This is a genomic window from Nocardia sp. NPDC050435, from assembly GCF_040655395.1.
Taxonomy (GTDB): Bacteria; Actinomycetota; Actinomycetes; order Mycobacteriales; family Mycobacteriaceae; genus Nocardia.
Genome location: NZ_JBFAJW010000010.1, coordinates 341,993 through 358,991, shown reverse-complemented (window position 1 = coordinate 358,991; position 16,999 = coordinate 341,993). Strand labels below are relative to the sequence as shown.

At 69.9% G+C, this 16,999-nt stretch carries 17 protein-coding genes and 1 pseudogene; 4 read left to right on the top strand and 14 right to left on the bottom strand.

The window, feature by feature from the left end; genetic code table 11:
* Positions 1-45 precede the first annotated feature (45 nt).
* The 8 genes from AB0I43_RS29890 to AB0I43_RS29855 form a co-directional block, all read right to left on the bottom strand.
* A complete protein-coding gene (locus AB0I43_RS29890; RefSeq protein WP_357433017.1) occupies positions 46-1,131 on the bottom strand; it encodes a PQQ-dependent sugar dehydrogenase in 1,086 nt (361 codons plus the stop codon).
* A 58-nt stretch (positions 1,132-1,189) separates the two neighbouring features.
* Positions 1,190-2,083, bottom strand: coding sequence for a DUF5995 family protein (locus AB0I43_RS29885; protein ID WP_357433016.1), 894 nt, complete (start codon positions 2,081-2,083; stop codon positions 1,190-1,192).
* 127 nt (positions 2,084-2,210) lie between these two features.
* Entirely contained in the window at positions 2,211-3,875 is a 1,665-nt protein-coding gene (locus AB0I43_RS29880) for a protein kinase (RefSeq protein ID WP_357433015.1), read from the bottom strand.
* Between the two features lie 20 nt (positions 3,876-3,895).
* Positions 3,896-4,654 (bottom strand): hypothetical protein, encoded by a 759-nt coding sequence (locus AB0I43_RS29875; protein WP_357433014.1) that lies wholly within the window; start codon positions 4,652-4,654, stop codon positions 3,896-3,898.
* 215 nt (positions 4,655-4,869) lie between these two features.
* A complete protein-coding gene (locus AB0I43_RS29870; protein ID WP_357433013.1) occupies positions 4,870-5,787 on the bottom strand; it encodes an LLM class F420-dependent oxidoreductase in 918 nt (305 codons plus the stop codon).
* Positions 5,788-5,833: 46 nt separating this feature from the next.
* Entirely contained in the window at positions 5,834-6,472 is a 639-nt protein-coding gene (locus tag AB0I43_RS29865; RefSeq protein ID WP_357433012.1) for a sigma factor-like helix-turn-helix DNA-binding protein, read from the bottom strand.
* Between the two features lie 69 nt (positions 6,473-6,541).
* A complete protein-coding gene (locus AB0I43_RS29860) occupies positions 6,542-7,342 on the bottom strand; it encodes a M50 family metallopeptidase (RefSeq protein WP_356977242.1) in 801 nt (266 codons plus the stop codon).
* A gap of 35 nt (positions 7,343-7,377) precedes the next feature.
* Positions 7,378-8,427, bottom strand: coding sequence for a Gfo/Idh/MocA family oxidoreductase (locus AB0I43_RS29855; RefSeq protein ID WP_357433011.1), 1,050 nt, complete (start codon positions 8,425-8,427; stop codon positions 7,378-7,380).
* Positions 8,428-8,566: 139 nt separating this feature from the next.
* Between AB0I43_RS29855 and AB0I43_RS29850 the strand changes: the two genes are divergently transcribed.
* A complete protein-coding gene (locus AB0I43_RS29850; protein WP_356977239.1) occupies positions 8,567-9,208 on the top strand; it encodes a hypothetical protein in 642 nt (213 codons plus the stop codon).
* Here AB0I43_RS29850 and AB0I43_RS29845 read toward each other — a convergent pair.
* On the bottom strand, positions 9,151-10,251 hold the full coding sequence (locus tag AB0I43_RS29845) for a hypothetical protein (RefSeq protein WP_357433010.1): 1,101 nt from the start codon (positions 10,249-10,251) through the stop codon (positions 9,151-9,153). The two genes, AB0I43_RS29850 and AB0I43_RS29845, sit on opposite strands and share 58 nt — an antisense overlap.
* Before the next feature lie 168 nt (positions 10,252-10,419).
* Here AB0I43_RS29845 and AB0I43_RS29840 point away from each other — a divergent pair, with 168 nt between their 5' ends.
* The gene (locus AB0I43_RS29840; protein ID WP_357433009.1) at positions 10,420-11,832 is read left to right on the top strand and encodes an amino acid permease; all 1,413 of its coding nucleotides are present in this window, start codon (positions 10,420-10,422) and stop codon (positions 11,830-11,832) included.
* A gap of 68 nt (positions 11,833-11,900) precedes the next feature.
* Positions 11,901-12,665, top strand: a complete 765-nt coding sequence (locus tag AB0I43_RS29835) for a class I SAM-dependent methyltransferase (RefSeq protein WP_357433008.1) — start codon at positions 11,901-11,903, stop codon at positions 12,663-12,665.
* A gap of 3 nt (positions 12,666-12,668) precedes the next feature.
* On the opposite strand, the gene AB0I43_RS29830 is transcribed toward AB0I43_RS29835, so the two are convergent.
* Positions 12,669-14,087: an MDR family MFS transporter gene (locus AB0I43_RS29830; RefSeq protein WP_357433007.1), complete on the bottom strand. Its 1,419-nt coding sequence runs from the start codon at positions 14,085-14,087 to the stop codon at positions 12,669-12,671.
* Positions 14,088-14,176: 89 nt separating this feature from the next.
* Positions 14,177-15,016 carry an SAM-dependent methyltransferase gene (locus tag AB0I43_RS29825; protein WP_357433006.1) on the bottom strand — a complete coding sequence of 280 codons (840 nt, stop codon included), beginning with the start codon at positions 15,014-15,016 and terminating at the stop codon, positions 14,177-14,179.
* Positions 15,017-15,261: 245 nt separating this feature from the next.
* Here AB0I43_RS29825 and AB0I43_RS29820 point away from each other — a divergent pair, with 245 nt between their 5' ends.
* Complete coding sequence (locus AB0I43_RS29820; RefSeq protein ID WP_356977229.1) at positions 15,262-15,546, top strand: hypothetical protein; 285 nt, start codon at positions 15,262-15,264, stop codon at positions 15,544-15,546.
* Position 15,547: 1 nt separating this feature from the next.
* On the opposite strand, the gene AB0I43_RS29815 is transcribed toward AB0I43_RS29820, so the two are convergent.
* The 3 genes and pseudogenes from AB0I43_RS29815 to AB0I43_RS29805 form a co-directional block, all read right to left on the bottom strand.
* A complete protein-coding gene (locus AB0I43_RS29815) occupies positions 15,548-15,913 on the bottom strand; it encodes a tyrosine-type recombinase/integrase (RefSeq protein WP_357433043.1) in 366 nt (121 codons plus the stop codon).
* Between the two features lie 19 nt (positions 15,914-15,932).
* The gene (locus AB0I43_RS29810; protein ID WP_357433042.1) at positions 15,933-16,319 is read right to left on the bottom strand and encodes a tyrosine-type recombinase/integrase; all 387 of its coding nucleotides are present in this window, start codon (positions 16,317-16,319) and stop codon (positions 15,933-15,935) included.
* Positions 16,308-16,968, bottom strand: a pseudogene (locus AB0I43_RS29805) (transposase); the annotation flags it as partial. The pseudogene AB0I43_RS29805 and the gene AB0I43_RS29810, both read right to left, overlap by 12 nt.
* Positions 16,969-16,999: the final 31 nt, after the last annotated feature.

Sequence of the window (16,999 nt, the reverse complement as noted above, 5' to 3'; positions counted from 1 at the left end):
AAGGCACCGGGGTTTCCGGTCGCCGAGGCACGCACTCGTCGCGCGCTAGTTCACGGGAAAACGCAGGATTCGGTCGTCGCCGTCGCGAACATCGCCGCGGCCGTCGGTGTTGGAGGTGGTGAGCCACAGCGCGCCGTCGGCGGCGACCTCGACCGTGCGGAGGCGACCATAGGTGTCCTGCAGCAACGCCTCGGGATCACCGAGGCGACCGTCGGAAAGCGGTACCGCCCACAGTCGTTCGCCCCGCAGCGCCGCCACGTACAGCGTGTCGCCCGCGATCGCGATGCCGGACGGGGAAGCGGCGGAGGTGGGCCAGGTGACCAGCGGGTCGGTGTAGCCCCGATCGGCCCCGCCCGCGCCTTCCACCGCGGGCCAGCCGTAGTCGCGCCCCGGCTCGATCAGGTTGATCTCGTCCAGCCGGTTCTGACCGAACTCCGCCGCGAACAGGCGGCCCGACCGATCCCAGGCCAGCCCTTGCACATTTCGATGCCCGCGGCTGTACACCGGCGAGCCCGCGGTCGGATTGCCGGGCGCGGGTTGCCCGTCCGGCGTCAGGCGGAGGATTTTGCCGTTGGGGCTCGCCGGATCCGGGGAGCGTTCGGTCCGCCCCGCGTCGCCGGTGCCGACGTAGAGCAGGCCGTCCGGGCCGAACGCGATCCGGCCGCCGTTGTGGTTGCCCGCCTTGGCGATACCGGCGAAGATCACCTCCTGCGGGCCGCCCGGCCGGAAACGCACGATGCGATTGTCTTCGGCGCCGGTGAAGTACGCGTACACCCAGCCGGTGGCGGCGTGATCACGCGCCACCGCCAGGCCGAGCAATCCGCCTTCGCCGCGCGCCTGCACCCCGGACACCTGGTGCACGGGTTCGGGCGCGCGGCCCGCCGCCACCCGCAGCACGCGCCCGGTGTCGCGCTCGGCGACCAGCGCCGCGCCGTCGGGCAGGAACGCCAGCCCCCACGGCACATCGATGCCGCGCGCGATCTCCTCGGGCGCCGCGAACCGCGGTACCGCGGCGGCCGTGCCGCTGACCGCGGGGCGATCGGATTCCGGTTCGCCCCCGCAGGCCGTCAGCGCGGCGCCGACCAGCAGCACCCCGACGATCGAACGCATCCGGCTTGTCGTGAACCCCATGGTTGGTCCTTACCCGATCGCACGGCCTGATCACCCAGTAGGACCGAACCTACCCGCGTTACAGGCCGCCGTTGGCGCTCAGCACGGCGAAAGCGGTGTCGGCGGCAGGCCAGAGCAGGTCGATCTCCGTGCGGACGGCCGGCGCCAGCGCCGGATCGCGCAGCGCGAGGCCGTTGCCGAAGATGACGACATTCGCGCCCGCGTCGGCCAGACGCAGCAGGGGACCGGTGGCCACACCGGCGCCGAGCACGGCGTCCAGGCCCTCGCCGACGAAGTAGAAGCGCCACAGCGGGCCGAGATCGCCGCCGTAGACCCGCTTGGTCAGATCGATGATGAGCGGACCCTGCTGGGCGATGGCGTCGACGATCCGGAAATAGTCGGCCGCGTTGTCCGCGGTGCTGCCCACGGCCGCGACGGCGTAGCTCAGGTCGACGGTGAGGTGCGCGTTGTACCCGGCCATGGCGACCCGCGCGGCGGACAGCTCGCACTGCCGCGCCAGCGCGAAGTAGTTCGCCCAGTGCGGCGCCACCGTCGCCCCGCTGAATTCGGCGTGCACGTTGTCCAGGAACCGCGAGAGCAGATCGAGGCTGATGCGGTGCGCCCATTCCGGATTCGCGAACGCACCCGGATCGCGCTGCAACGGCATCACCGCCGCGTACTCCACCCCGTTGAGTCCCAGCGCCAGCACCCCGCGCCGATCCCCGTGCCGCACCAGAATCTCGGTGATCTGCCGGTGATTGTCCACGGCCCGCTCCAGCCGCCGCATCGAGGAGCCGGTCAACGAGCTTGTGTCGGAAAGCTGTTCGATCGTCTCGATCTCGCCCGCACTCAGCGGCGTACCGCAGACGGTGTCGGCGACCTCCGCGCCCGCGGCGGGCGCGCCGGTGGCGAGCAGCGCGGCGAAGACCGGGAGCAGGACTGCGGCATGGAAGCGGGAAACAGCGGTCGGCATGAAAGCTCCGGTTCGTCAGGTCTGGCCGCGACATGGTGAATCGGACCGCGCTGTCCAAGCAGCGCAAGCCTATCCGAGAAGATCATGGTCCAGCCAAACCGGAAGCGGGTGCCGACCCGCCGGAGCGCTACGCCGGGCGCAGCGTCCCGGTCATGTTGCCCGCCAGCGCTTGCGTGCTGTATTGCAGTGAGCCGTCCGGGTTCAGCGTCACGGTGGTGTTGTGGCCGTCGTCCATACAGCCTCCGCCACTGGTGAGGCGAGCGGTCAGGGTGATCTGGGTTTCCCCGGCGCTGGCCAGCCGCTCGGCGCGGGTGCATCGCTGACCCGAGAGCTTGCCGGTGTTCGAGGACGTGCCGACCTCGTCGCCGACCTTGCCCTCGCGCAGCGTCAATTCGATCTCGAAGCTGACCAGTGCGTCGCTGGCGGTGCCCTTCCAGGTGCCCAGGAACGCCTTCGGCACGGACTGCCCGCTCGAGGTGGTGCTGGTCGACGACGAGGTGGTCGACGGACTGCTGCTGCGCTCGGTGGTGATCTCGGCCGTGGCCGTCGGCGAGAGCGGGGTGCCGGCGGTGTCGGAGTTGTTGTCGCGCAGTTGATTGCCGATCACGAAGGCACCGGCCGCGACCAGGATCGCCAGCACGAGCAGCCCCGCGATCAGGCCCACCCGGCGCTTGGGTTTCGGCTCGGCCGCGTGCCCCTGCCACTGCTGCTGCGGGGACAGCTGGGTCGGATCGGTGCGGCTCGTGTAGCGCTGTGCCGCATGCTGTTCCGAGAACGGGGCGGTCATGGGCCGGGATGGGCCGGGCGGCGGAGTGTGGTTGCCCGGCCAGTGGCCCTGGGCCGGGGTGTATCCGCCGGACCATTGGCCCTGGGGCGGGGTGTGGTCGGGGATCGGATCGGCGTGCCCGGAATCCAGGTCGAGCAGTTGCACGGCGCGTGTGCTGACCTCGTGCAGGACGGGGCCGGGCAGCCAGCCGCCGTTCGCGGGCACACCGAGGTGGCCCAGCTCGGCCAGGATCTGGCGCGGGGTCGGCCGGGCGGCCGGGTCCTTGGTGAGGCACGCGGCGATCAGGGGGCGCAGCCGTTCGGGCACGCCGTCGACCCGCGGCTCCTCGTAGACGATCCGCCACAGCATGTGGACGGCTTCGCCGCCGCCGAAGGGGCCCTGGCCGGTCGCGGCGAACACCAGCACGCCGCCGAGGGCGAACACGTCGCCTGCGGGACCGACGGCTTCACCGGTCACCTGTTCCGGGCACATGAAACCCGGTGAGCCGATGACCTTTCCGGTGGTGGTGAGCGCGGTGTCCTCGACGGCGCGGGCGATGCCGAAGTCGATCACCTTCGGGCCGTCCACGGCCAGCAGCACATTCGACGGTTTCAGGTCGCGGTGCACCACGCCCGCGTCGTGCACCGCGATCAGCGCCTCGGCCAGGCCACGCGCGAGCACGAGCAGGGTGTCCTCGCCGAAGGTGCCGAAGCGCTGGATGGCGTCGTCGAGGGGCAGCCCGGCCACATAGCCGGTGGCCAGCCACGGCGGGTTCGCGTCCACGTCGGCGTCGAGCACCGGCGCGGTGTAGCGGCCGCCGACGCGCTGCGCCGCGACCACCTCGCGTTCGAATCGGGCCAGGAACTCCCCGTTACCGACGAGATCGGGCCGGATCACCTTGACCGCGACGGTGCGCCCGCCCGCATTGCGGCCGAGATACACCTTGCCCATCCCGCCGGCTCCGAGCACGCCGAGAATCCGGTAGTCCCCGATGCGTCGCGGATCGTTCACGCCAAGCGGTTGCACAGGCGACAGGCTACCTATACCTACGGCTGCCAGGTGATGCGCCCGCCCTGGAAGTCCTGGGCTTTGCCATCCTCGTAGTCGTATTCGTCGCTGGTCGGGAGGCCGTAGCGACCGCTGTCGCCGCCGGCGCGGACCCAGTTGTCGCGGATCGAGCCCCAGACCGCATGCGCGCCGGTGGCGGCCGACCAGTAGACGACCCCGCCCGGGAACATGTTGTAGCGACTGCCCTTGGCGCCGGCGGCCTCGTCGGAGAGCGGGAAGCCCAGCGGGCCGTTCTCCCAGCCCAGCTGACCCCATTTGTCGCGGATGAAGCCGCCGATCTGGTGCGCGTCGGTGCCGACCGAGTAGTAGATGGAGCCGCCCTGGAACTGGACGAACTCGCCGTTGCCGGCCGGGGTCGCCGCCACGCTGGTCACGGGGTAGCGCAGTGCGCCGGTCTCGTAGCCGAGCGCGCCCCACTTGTTGCGGATCGGGCCCGCGAGGGCGTGCGCGCCGGTCTCACCGGTCCAATAGATGGCGGCGTTGTTGGCGAAGGTCTGGAATTTGCCGCCGGCGGCGGCGTCCGCCTCGGGCGCGGTGGGCTCGCCCAGCACGCCGGCGCCGCCCGCTCGATCGAACTCCACCTCGATCGCGCCGCCGACGTCGAACGGGCCGACGGGTCGCGCGCTCGCGGTGGCCGCGCCGATGGTCAGGGCCAGGCCCGTGGCGACCAGGGCGGTCGCGACGGTGCCGGTTGCGGGGCTGCGATCGGGGCGGGTGGTGCGACGGAACGATCTCAAGAGAACTCCTGGGCGGTAACCGTAGCGACTGCTTTCAGGTCGCTCGAAGGGTCAGCACTCGAATAGCCGATGGATTGCTGTCTGCCGGACATCCTGCGGGGCGGGCCGGTCCGGCCGGCACAGCGGGGGCCTTCGGTGTGAACGAGGGCACAGCTTCGCTGATGTGCCCGGGCCACCCTCTGAATCGGCCCCCGCCGGCGGACTGTTAGCAACCCTCAGAGCCGCGACTGCACCTCGGCGGCGATCAACTCCAGGTGATCGAGGTCCTGCAGATCCAGAACCTGCAGGTAGATCCGGGTGCTGCCGATCTCGGCGTAGCGCCCGATCTTGTCCAGCACCTCGGCGGGCGAACCGGCCAGGCCGTTGGTCTTCAACTCCTCGACCTCGCGCCCGATCGCGGCGGCCCGGCGCGCCACCTCGGCGTCGGTGCGGCCGACACACACCACCAGGCCGTTGGAGTACACCAGCTCGTCGGTGCGGCCGGCGGCCGCGGCCGCGGCGCGCACCCGGTCGAAGGCGGCGGCGCTGTCCTCGACCGAATGGAACGGCACGTTGAACTCGCTCGCGTACTGCGCGGCCAGCCGCGGTGTCCGCTTCGGCCCGGTGCCGCCGATGATGATCGGCAGCGGATCCTGCGCCGGCTTGGGCAGCGCCGGCGAATCGCTGAGCTGGTAGTGCTTGCCGTCGAAGTCGAAGGTGTCGCCCGGCTTGGTCGACCACAGACCGGTGACGATCGCCAGCTGCTCCTCGAGCCGCGCGAACTTGTCCGCGGGGAAGGGGATGCCGTAGGCGCTGTGCTCGGCGGCGAACCAGCCGCTGCCCAACCCCAATTCGACGCGCCCGCCGGACATCTGGTCGACCTGCGCCACCTGGATGGCCAACGGCCCGGGCAACCGGAAGGTGCCGGCGGTCACCAGCGTGCCGAGCCGGATCCGCTGGGTCTCGCGAGCCAGTCCGGCCAGTGTGATCCAGGCATCGGTCGGTCCGGGCAGACCGTCGGCGTCGCCCATCGCCAGGTAGTGGTCCGACCGGAAGAACGCGTCGAAACCCAAGTCCTCGGTAGCTTTCGCGACGGTCAGCAGGGTGTCGTAGGTCGCGCCCTGCTGCGGCTCGGTGAAGATACGCAGTTTCATGACACCCATCGTGCCCGAGGGAAATCGCGCGCGGGTAGCTCGGGCCTCAGGCCAGGCCCAGCCGCTCCCGGATCGTGGCAAGCCCGGCGCGGACGTAGACCGGCACCGCGCCGGGCGGTGCGCCCATCATCCGGGCCACCTCGGCATGACCCGCGCCGGTGTAGCCGTGCAGCACGACGGCTTCGCGCTCGCGGCCGGGCAGCGTCGCCAGCGCCGCGATCAGCATGTGCCGCACGGTGATCGTGTCCTCGAAGGACAGCTCCGCGCGCCGGGCCAGCGACTCGATCTCCTCGTCCTGGACCGGCTCGCGCCGAGTGCCGGTGCGGCCGCGGGTGTCTCGCACCAGTTTCCGCGCCCCGCGCCACAGGTGATCGCGCAGGTCGCCGGTCTCGGGGCGGCGGGCGTAGACGCGGATGAACGCGCCGCGCACGAGTTCCTCGGGATCGGGCGCGACCCGGGCCGCCCACTCGAGCATCGGCCGGCGCGTGGATTCGTAGACCTCGGTGAGGATTTCGTCGAACGGGTCCGGCCGGGCCGCGCCGTTGCGGGCGATCCGGACCAGTGTGCTGTCCGAGCGCGCGGCGTCCAGGAACAGCAGCGGCTCGCGGGCGCATTCCCGGAGTACCTCGCCGAGCAGCGCGGCGAAAGCGATCTCGGGCAGCACCGATTCGATGTCCGGATGCATGGCGAACCCCCTGGATGCGCGCGGAACTTCATTCCACTTTACGCAGCCGCGCGCCTGGTCATCCCAGGTTTACGGGTTGAGCCAGGCTGGTGCGGGGCAGTCGCCGGAGATCACCGGGATGCAGACGCCGGTCGCGTCGGAGAGCAGGAATCCGGTCCCGACGAGCAGGCAGGTGATCGAAATGGCCGCGAAGAACAGCACCCACAGCAGGCCGGGCAGCCGGGTGAGCCGGGCCAGCTGGTCGGCGTCGGAGTCGACGCCGCCGCGATTGTGCCAGCGTTGGCGGCGGCCGCGTTGCAACTCCAGGATGGGACGGGTGCCGGCGAGCAACAGGAACCACGCGCCCAGGTAGGCGAAGGCGGCTTGCAGGGTGTCGGTGCCGAACCAGGAGACCACGAAAGTCAGCGCGCCCAAACCGAACACGGTGAGCAGGCCGTAGATGTTGCGGACCTTGATCAGGACCGCGGCCAGCAGCACGATCGCCGTCCACAGCATCAGCGTGATCCGGTCCGCGCCCAGCAGCGCCGCGAAACCCAGGCCGAGCAGCGCGGGCGCGGGATAGCCCGCCATCGTCGTCAGGATCATGCCCAGGCCGTAGGGCTTGCCGCTGGAGACCGTGAGCCCCGAGGTGTCCGAATGCAGGGTGATGCTGTTCAGGCGGCGGCCGGTGAGCAGGGCCAGCAGCGCGTGGCCACCCTCGTGCGCGATGGTCACCACGTTGCGGGTGCGCCGCCAGACGGGGGAGTAGGCGACCAGCGCCAGCGCGATCAACCCGGTGACCACGACCAGCTGCCACGACGGCGGTGTCTGAGTCGTCTGGAGCCGATCGGCGATAGAAGCGCCCCGGTCGATCAATTCCGCACTGTCCACCGCCGCACCCTATCGACGCGGCCGAACAGCGTCCACTAGAGCGAGCGCGCCGCTCCCGACGCCGCGGCAGCCCGGGCGGCTTCGAGCACCCGCAGCGCGGCGACGGCGTCCCGCGGGTCGACGGGGACCGGGGCGCCGTGCAGCAGGGCGTCGGCGATGCCGGTGTAGAAGGCGAGATAGTCGCCCGCGAGGGTGGGGTAGGGCTGCGCGTCCGGATCCGCGCCGAGGGTGCCCCAGTCCGCGGAATCGACGGTGCCCCAGGAACTGTCGACCGGGCGGCGGCCTGCGCGCAGCGCCGCCTCCTGCGGGTCCAGCCCGTAGCCGAGGTAGCCGGACTCCGAGCCGAGGACCCGGAAGCGCGGGCCGAGTCGCGGCGCCACCGCGCTCATCCAGAGGTGGGAGCGGACGCCGGATTCGTGGGTGAGGGCGAGGAAGGCGTCGTCGTCGGTCCGGATTCCCGCACGGCGGCAGTCCAGTTCGCCGTATACCGAGCGGACGGGGCCGAACAGCGTCAGGGCTTGGTCCACCAGGTGCGGACCAAGATCGAGCAGGATCCCGGCGCCGTCGGCCGCGTCGCCGACTTCGCGCCAGCCGCCCTTGGGCACCGGACGCCAGCGCTCGAAACGGGATTCGAAGCGCCGCACCGTGCCCAGCCGGCCGGTGTCGATCAGTTGCCGCACGGTCAGGAAATCGCCGTCCCAGCGCCGGTTCTGGAAGACCGACAGCAGCACGCCCTGCCGTTCCGCCTGCGCGACAAGCGCTTCGGCGTCGGCGGCGGTCACCGCGAACGGCTTGTCCACCACCACGGGCACGCCCGCCGCCACCGCGCGCTGGGCCAGCGGCGCGTGCGTGCGGTTCGGCGTCGCGACCACCACCAGATCGATGCCGGACAGATCGGCGAACAGCGCGTCGGCGTCGGGCAGCACCCGCACCCCGGGATGCTCGCGTTCGGCCTGCGCGGCCCGCTCCGCGGAGCCGGTGACGACCGCGGCCACCCGCAGCCGTGGCTCGCTGGCGATCAGCGGCGCGTGGAACACCGATCCCGCCAGTCCGTACCCGATCACCGCGACTTCGAGGCTGCTCATCGGCTCGACGTTACCGGGCCGCGCGCCGGTTCCCCTGTCACCCGCCGGTGCCACCCGCGAACACCGCGACCGGATCGGGCAGGCCAGTAATCGGTGACTGGCTCTGTATTCGCGGGCCAGTTGTGGCGATTCTGGTGCCATGCTGGTTCGTCGGTTGGTCGCGCTCTACAGCGGGCTGTGGTTGTACGGGTTCTCGATGGCGGTGATGGTGCGGGCCGGGCTCGGGCTGGACCCGTGGGACGTCTTCCATCAGGGCGTGGCCGGGCACGTGCCGATCAGCTTCGGTGCCGTGACGGCGGTGACCGGCGTGGCGGTGCTGCTGCTCTGGATCCCGTTGCGGCAGAAGCCGGGGTTGGGGACCATCAGCAACGTCATCGTGATCGGCCTCTCGGTCGACGCCGGGCTGTGGCTGCTGCCGGACTGGGAGGCGCTGCCCGCGCGCGTGGGCGCGATGGTGCTCGCGGTGGTGCTCAACGCGGCGGCCACCGTCCTCTACATCGGCGCGGGCATGGGCCCCGGCCCGCGCGATGGCCTGATGACTGGCCTGGTCCGCCGCACCGGCTGGTCCGTGCGGCTGATCCGGACCACCATCGAGATCACGGTGCTGACCGTCGGGTTCCTGCTCGGCGGCAGCGTCGGGATCGGCACCCTGGTCTACGCCTTCGGCATCGGCCCGCTGATCCAGCTCATGATCCCGCTGGCGAACCGCCACCTGCCGGGATTTCAGGAACGCGCCGAGGCGTCGGAAACCGCCGCGCCGCAACCGGATCCGGCCGTCTGATCCAGGCTCGCTCCGGGCAGCATCAACGCGCCGAGCAGCAGACCGACCGCCGACGCCACGATCGGAGCGCCGGTCCACAACTCCGGGATCTCCGGCAGCCGGCCCACCGCCGCGGACGCGACACCGAGATACAGCGACCAGGTGAACAGCGGCACCGCCGCGGCGAAGGCCCAGAAGGCCCGGGGCCGCCCGGCCTCCGGCCGCAGCGCGCGGGCCAGCACGTCGGCGCCCATCGCGGCGACCAGCACCGACAGCAGCGTGCTCATATTGCGTCCGCCCGTTTCCGCGCCGCTCAGGACCAGCACGGGCACGGTGCACAGCGTGGCCGCGCCCGGCGGCAACCCCCAGCGCCGGGCGACGAACAGCAGCGGCAGCAGCAGCGCGGCATTGGTGACCAGCATGCGGACCGCCAGCGTCGCGGCGGAGTTGTTCTCGGTGCTGGACAAACCGGTGACGATCCAGTTCGCCCGCATCAGCAGGGCGTTGCCGTACTCCAGGAAGACCATGATCTCCGCGACGGCCAGCCCGATCCCGAGCAGCGCGGGCCACAGCCGCGCCAGGGTGTCCGGCGCCGGGTCGTGCCAGATCGAGCGGACCGGCGTGGTGACGATGACGCCCATCGCGACCGCCAGGCCGAGGTGGCTCGGGCTGAACAGGATGTCGATCGACTCCTCGATGCCGAACACGGTATGCCAGACCATGTCCGCGACCCCGCTCAGCCCGAAGACCACCAGCGCGAGCACCGTCGGCCCGTAACCGAGCGGTACCGCCGCCCACCCGCGCCGCCCGGCCCGCCGCTGCCGCCACACCAGCCACGCCACCCAGCCCGCGGTGGCGGCGAACCCGCTGTAGAACACCGCGTGCCACGGGGTGAAGAAGGTCTCCAGGCCGGGCCGGTTGGAGTGCGCCCAGGCATCGAGCACGAGCCCACTGATCAGCCACAGCGACACCAGGGCCATGACCCCGTCCTGAGCCCGCGTGGCGCGCGGTCGATCACTGCGGATTTCGGCGCTGCGGGCCGGCGCCGGCGAGCTGCTCCCCATGTCTCCGACCGTACCGAAAGCGTTTGTCGGCCGATGAATTTCGCTCCATGCCGACGCCCGCCGGGGATCAGCTACCGACCGGCGGAACCCGATCGCTCCGGCAGTGGCATGACCACCGGCTGTTTGCTTGCCGGTAGCGTACGGCGTGATTGAGGAAAGGATCCACCCATGACAGCCTCTGACCGTCAGCTACAAGCGGGCGCGGAGTCGACCGAATCGGCCGGACCGGCCGAGGAGGGCTACGCGCGGGGGCTCAACCCGCGCACGATCCAGATGATCGCGATCGGCGGCGCCATCGGCACCGGCCTGTTCTACGGCGCGGGCGGCGCGATCGAGCAGGCGGGCCCGGCGCTGATCCTGGCCTACCTGGTCGCGGGCCTGGCCATCTTCGTGATCATGCGGGCCCTGGGCGAACTGCTCACCTATAGACCGGTGTCGGGCAGTTTCGCCGAGTACGCGCACGAATTCCTGGGCCGCTTCGCCGGCTTCGTGACCGGCTGGTCCTACTGGGCGGTGTGGGTGGCGACCTGCATGGCCGAGATCACCGTCGCGGGCAAGTACGTGCAGTACTGGTTCGACATCGACGTCTGGATCACCGCCCTGGTGGTGCTCGCGATCATGTTCGCGGCCAACCTGATCTCGGTGCGACTGTTCGGTGAGGGCGAGTTCTGGTTCTCCACCATCAAGGTGACCGCGATCGTCGGCATGATCCTGCTCGGCATCGGCGTGCTCACCATCGGCTTCGGCCATGCCGCCAACCCGACGGTGACCAACCTGTGGGCCGACGGCGGCGTCTTCCCCAACGGCTTCGGGCAGTCGCTGCTGGTGTTGCAGATCGTGCTGTTCGCCTACGTCGGCGTCGAACTCGTCGGCGTCACCGCGGGCGAGGCCCGCGAGCCGCGCAAGACGTTGCGCAAGGCGATCAACACGCTGCCGTTCCGGATCGGGCTGTTCTATGTCGGCGCGCTCCTCGTGATCATGTCCGTGTCGAGCTGGCGCAATTTCCACGAGGGCAAGAGCCCGTTCGTGGAGGTCTTCCAGCAGATCGGCATTCCCGGCGCGGCCGGTCTGATCAATTTCGTACTGCTCACCGCGGCGCTGTCGTCCTGCAATTCCGGCATCTACTCGACCGGCCGCATGCTGCGCACGCTGTCGCTGCACGGCGAGGCGCCCGGGGCGCTGAACAAGCTCAGCTCGCGCGCGGTGCCCTACGTCGGCATCACCGCCTCGGCCGCGGTGATGGTGATCGGCGTGGTCGTCAACGTGATCTCGCCGGACAAGGCGTTCGCCTACATCACCTCGGTGAGCACGATCGGCATCATCTTCGTGTGGGGCATGATCCTGGTCTGCCACCTCGTCTACCGCGCCCGGGTGCGCCGGGGCCTGCTGCCGGCCAGCGACTATCGCCTGCCCGGTGCGCCGGTCACCACCTGGCTCGCGCTCGGGTTCCTCGGACTGGTCGTGGTGCTGCTGTTCTGCACTGAGAGCGGTCGCACCGCGATCGTGGTCGGCGCGGTCTGGGGCGTGCTGGTCTGCCTCGGCTATCTGGCGCTGACCAGGCTCGGCAAGCGGGTCGCGTAGCGCGACCGGTCGGGCCCGCGGCGTTTCCGGACGGAAATTCGGTGGACGCCGGTGCGAGGATCGCTGGTATGTCGCGAACCTTCGAAGAACTGGTGACCGAGGCCGCCGCGGTGCCCGTGGACGGCTGGGATTTCTCCTGGCTGGACGGCCGGGCTACCGAGCAGCGACCGTCCTGGGGTTACCAGCGCCTGATGAGCGCGCGCCTGGGCGAGGTCGAGGCCGCGCTGGACATCCAGACCGGCGGCGGTGAGGTCCTGGCGGGCGCGGCGCGGCTGCCGCGCACCATGGTGGCCACCGAATCGTGGCCGCCCAACGTCGCCAAGGCCACCGCGCTGCTGCATCCACTGGGCGCGGTGGTGGTCGCCGACGCCGACGAACCGCCGCTGCCGTTCGCGGACAACGCCTTCGATCTGGTGACGAGCCGGCATCCGGTGCAGGCGTGGTGGACCGAGATAGCGCGGGTGCTGCGTCCCGGCGGCAGCTACCTGTCCCAGCATGTCGGCCCGGCGAGCGTGTTCGAACTCGTCGAATACTTCCTGGGGCTGCAGCCGGAGGCACGCGCGAAGCGGCACCCGGAGGACGCGCGGCGGGCCGCCGAAGCCGCCGGGCTCGAGGTCGTCGACCTGCGCGCGGAGCAGCTGCGCACCGAGTTCCACGACGTCGGCGCGGTCGTCTACTTCCTGCGCAAGGTGATCTGGATGGTGCCGGGCTTCACTGTCGAGGGCTATCGCGAGCAGCTGCGCGCCCTGCACGAGCAGATCCAGGCGCGGGGACCGTTCGTCGCCACCACCGCCCGCTTCCTGATCGAGGCCCGCAAGCCGAACGCGGCGTAGCCGTTACCGCGCGTCGGCGCCCGGCCGGCCGGGCAGCATCAGCGCGGCCAGGATCATCACGACGGCCGCCGCGGTGACGCCGAGGAAGACCAGGTGCACCGCGTCGGCCAGGGCCGCCGGCGCGGGCCGGTTGGCGCCGTGCAGCTGGGAGTTGACTACGGCGCCGAACACCGCGACGCCGACCGCGCTGCCGATGGACCGGGCGAACATGGTGGTCGAGGTGACGACGCCGCGTTCGTGCCAGGGCGCGCTGGATTGCGCCGCGATGATCGACGGCGTCGACACCAGGCCCATGCCGAGCCCGATCAGGAAGCACGACCCGGCCAGCTGCCACACCGTGGACTCCACGCCGGCCAGCAGCAGCGAGGCCGCGCCGAGGATCGCGATACCGCTGCCGATCAGCGCGCTGTTGCGAAACCCGATGCGCAGGTACACCTTTCCGGCCAGCGTGCCGGTGATCGGCCAGCCGAGCGTCAGCGCGCCGACGGTCAGGCCCGCGATCAGCGCGCTGCTGCCGAGCACGCCCTGCGCGAAAGTCGGGACGTAGGAGGTCAATCCGAGCAGGACCGCGCCGACCAGCAGCGAGATCACGCTGGTGGCCACCAGCACGCGCCGGGTGAGAACCCACAGCGGCAGAATCGGATTCGCGGCCCGGCGCTCGACCACGGTGAAGACCGCGAGCGCGAGGACGCCGCCGCCGAAGACGCACAGGCTCGCCGGGGAGGTCCACGCCCAGGAGTGCCCGCCCTCGAGCAGTCCGAGAATCACCGCGCCCGCCCCCAGCGTGAGCAGCACCGCACCGGGGTAGTCGATGGCGCCGTGCCGCCGGCGCGGGGCGGCTTCCTTGAAGTGCCGCACGATCATCCACGCGGCCAGCGCGGAGAGCGGCAGATTCACCAGGAAGATCAGCCGCCAGCTCAGGTACTCCGAGAACAGCCCGCCCAGCAGCGGACCGAGCACCGAGGAGGTCGCCCAGACCGCGGCGAGATAGCCCTGCACCTTGGCCCGTTCGCTGAGCGTGTAGAGATCGCCGGCGATGGTCAGCGTCATCGGCTGCACCGCGCCCGCGCCCAGGCCCTGGATCGCGCGGAAGACGATCAGCCCGAGCATGCTGGTGGCCAGGCCGCACAGCAGCGAGCCGACGGCGAACACCGCGATACCGAACAGCAGCACCGGTTTCCGCCCGAAGGTGTCGGCGAGCTTGCCGTAGATCGGCACCGTCGCGGCCTGGGCCAGCAGATAGATCGAGAACAGCCACGGGAACTGGGCGAATCCGCCCAGGTTCTGCGTGATGGTGAGGATGGCGGTGGCGATGATGGTGGAATCCAGCGCGACCAGTCCGGTCGAGAGCATCAGGGCCCCGAGGACTGCCCCGCGCTCGGATCTGAGGCCGACGGAGGACTCCACGGTGTCGGTCGCCACCGGCGGCCCCTTTCGTTCGTTGGCCTAACTTCTTCCCAACGAACGTATCGTCCCCCCGGCTGTTCCCGTATGGAAGGTTGCTGGAACAGCTACGGCTTGCGGCCCACACCCGCCCAGTACCACGCCGATTCCGGGTCGGCGACGATCTGCGCGGTGCGCTCGGAGAGATCGGGCCGCCACGTCACCACCGGGACCACACCCGGTTCGACCAGTTCGGTGCCCGCGAACAGCGACTCCGTCTCGGCGCGGGTGCGCGGATGAAAGGTGATTCCGGCATCGGTGGCCGAATGCACGACGCGCGCCATCGCGCGCTCGTCGAAATCGGCGGTCGGGTGCGTGATCACCAGATAGCTGCCCGGGGCCGCGACCTCCAGCAGCTTGGCCACGATGCCGTGCGGGTCGTCCTCGTCCTCGAAATACATCAGCACCGCCACCAGCATGATGGCGATCGGTTTACTGAGATCCAGGGTGTCCGCGATAGCGGGATCGCTGAGGATGCTGTCCGGATCGTGGAGGTCGGCGTGGATGAACGCGGTCTTGCCCTGCGGCGAGCTCGACATCAATGCCCTGGCGTGTGCCAGCACGATCGGGTCGTTGTCGACATAGACCACGCGTCCGGCCGGGTCGGCCCGCTGCGCGACCTCGTGGGTGTTGCCCGCGGTCGGGATTCCGGTGCCGATGTCGAGGAACTGGGTGATCCCGGCCTCGCGCACCAGATAGCGCACCGACCGGCCCAGGAAGGCCCGATTGGCCTGCGCCATGGTCTGGATGGCGGGAATGTGGCCCGCGATCGCGTCGCCGAGCGCGCGATCGGCCGGATAGTTGTCTTTTCCGCCGAGCCAGTAGTCATAGACCCGCGCCTCGTGCGCGATGGTCGTGTCGATTCGTGCCGACAGTCCGGGAGTGCTCTGAATCGTTCGATCCGCCATCGAGATTCCTTCCTTGGGCGTTCGATCAGAATATGTTCAGCGAACCCCCAGCGGGCCGGTATCGCCCAAGCAAGACCCCCGAATTCGCGGTCATCGGGGTGAGGTGCGCAAACCTGCTGCCAAGGGGGCAAGACGGGTGCGGTGTGTCGGCTCTGCCTGCGGTTTTCCGTGTTGTTCAATGGGCCGAGAACAAGACCGCACGGTCGGCAAAATCTTCACCTCGGCATCCATTAAGGAGCATGACAGTGAGCCTGATCCTCTGCGCGCTACAAGACACCGTGATGGCCCAGGTCGTCGGCAATCCCGCCCCCGAAGCACCGCCGCTGGCCGACAAGCTGATGCAGATGGGCCGCTACTTCACCTGGCTGGTCCAGCTCTCCGGAATCACCGCCATCACCTACGGCGGCGGCCGCTTCGCCTGGGAGAAGTGGAACGGCGGCGGCCTGCAGTCGCCCAAGATGATCGCCAGCGCCATGGCCGGCGGCGCCGTCGCCACCAGCGCGGGCACCATCATGAACTCGGTGATCTGAGCTAGCCGAGAAACACCCTGATCGGAGGCGGTTCTTCTCTCAACCCACCGCCTCCGTCCCGTCTGTGTCCCGTCTGCGGTCGGGAACAGCCTCGTTCGACTGCGGGTACCGGGTAGGGGTAGAAGTTGTTGTCGGCTGCGAAGATCGCGTCAATAGCGCTTCGAGTACGGGCATCCTGGTCCGGCCATAGATGGGTGTAGATCCTCAAAGTTGTGGCCGCATTCGCGTGGCCCATTCGATGCTGCACTGTCTTGACCGACGCTCCGGCCTCGATGAGGGCGGAGGCATAGAAGTGCCGCAAATCGTGCCAGGTGAATCCCTTGGACACGCCAGAGTTGCGGACGGCCCGACGAAACGATTGTCCCATCACGTCGGCGCGCCACGGATTATTCGCCGTGGTTCGAAATCAGCTCATTCTGATTCTCGCGTTCGACGAGGTCCAAGTGCGCCCGGAGGGCTCGGAAGGCCTCCTTGGGTAGCGGTACGATTCGCCTGCTGGTTCTGGTCTTCAAGCGTGCTGTAGGCGGCTGCCCCGGAAAGGGGCTGGCCTGCTGCCTGACGTGAATCTCGCATCGGTCGAAATCGATGTCCCGTACCCGAAATCCAGCCACTTCGCTCGGACGCAGATTAGCCTGTGCGGACACCAACATCATGCAGGCAACTTGCCGATTCGTGCTCTTCAGCAGCGCCCATACCTGGTCGACGCTGAGCAGTTCAGGTGTGGGCTGGTTGTCATAGGGGGCCGTCGTCGGTGGCGTCGACTGGAAATCCACCGCCCACACCCGATTCGGCGCCTCCGCGGCGACCGGGCCAGCGGTGGAGGCGCCCAGCCTTTTGCGGCGACGCCGCTGCGGCACTCGTAGGCCCTCGTCGCGCCAGAGGCGTTGAATCTTCTTGTGGTTGACCATCCAGCCGTCGGCGCGGGCGTCGTGGTAGGCGCGGCGGAATCCCTGCCGGGGATGGTCGCGGGCCCACGATCGTAGCCGATCCCGCAGTGCTGCATGGGGATCGGCGGTCGTGTGCCTGGCCGGAGGATGGCGTTGGGTGCTGCGATGCTGCCCGGTGACCCGGCAGGCGAATCGCTCGCTCATATCGAGCACGCGCATCAGATGCGCCACGGCCGCCCGCCGGCGTTCCGGGTCTAGAAGTTCCCTTGGCGATCTCCTTCAACGCCGCCTTCTCCGACTCCGCTTCCGCGAGAAGCCGTTTCAGGGTCGAGTTTTCGCGTTCGAGGTCCTTCAACCTCTTCGCGTCGTCGGCCTTGAGCCCTCCGAACTGGTTGCGCCAGCGGTAGTAGGTCGCTTCGGTGACCTGCAGGGTCCGGCACACATCGGCGATGTCCTTGCCCTCGCCCAGCAGCCGATCGGCCTCGCCCAGCTTGCGCACGACCTGTTCAGGGGTGTGCCTCTTGCGTGTCGCCATGGTCTTCGAGCCTTCCTGCCCACTTCGTGGG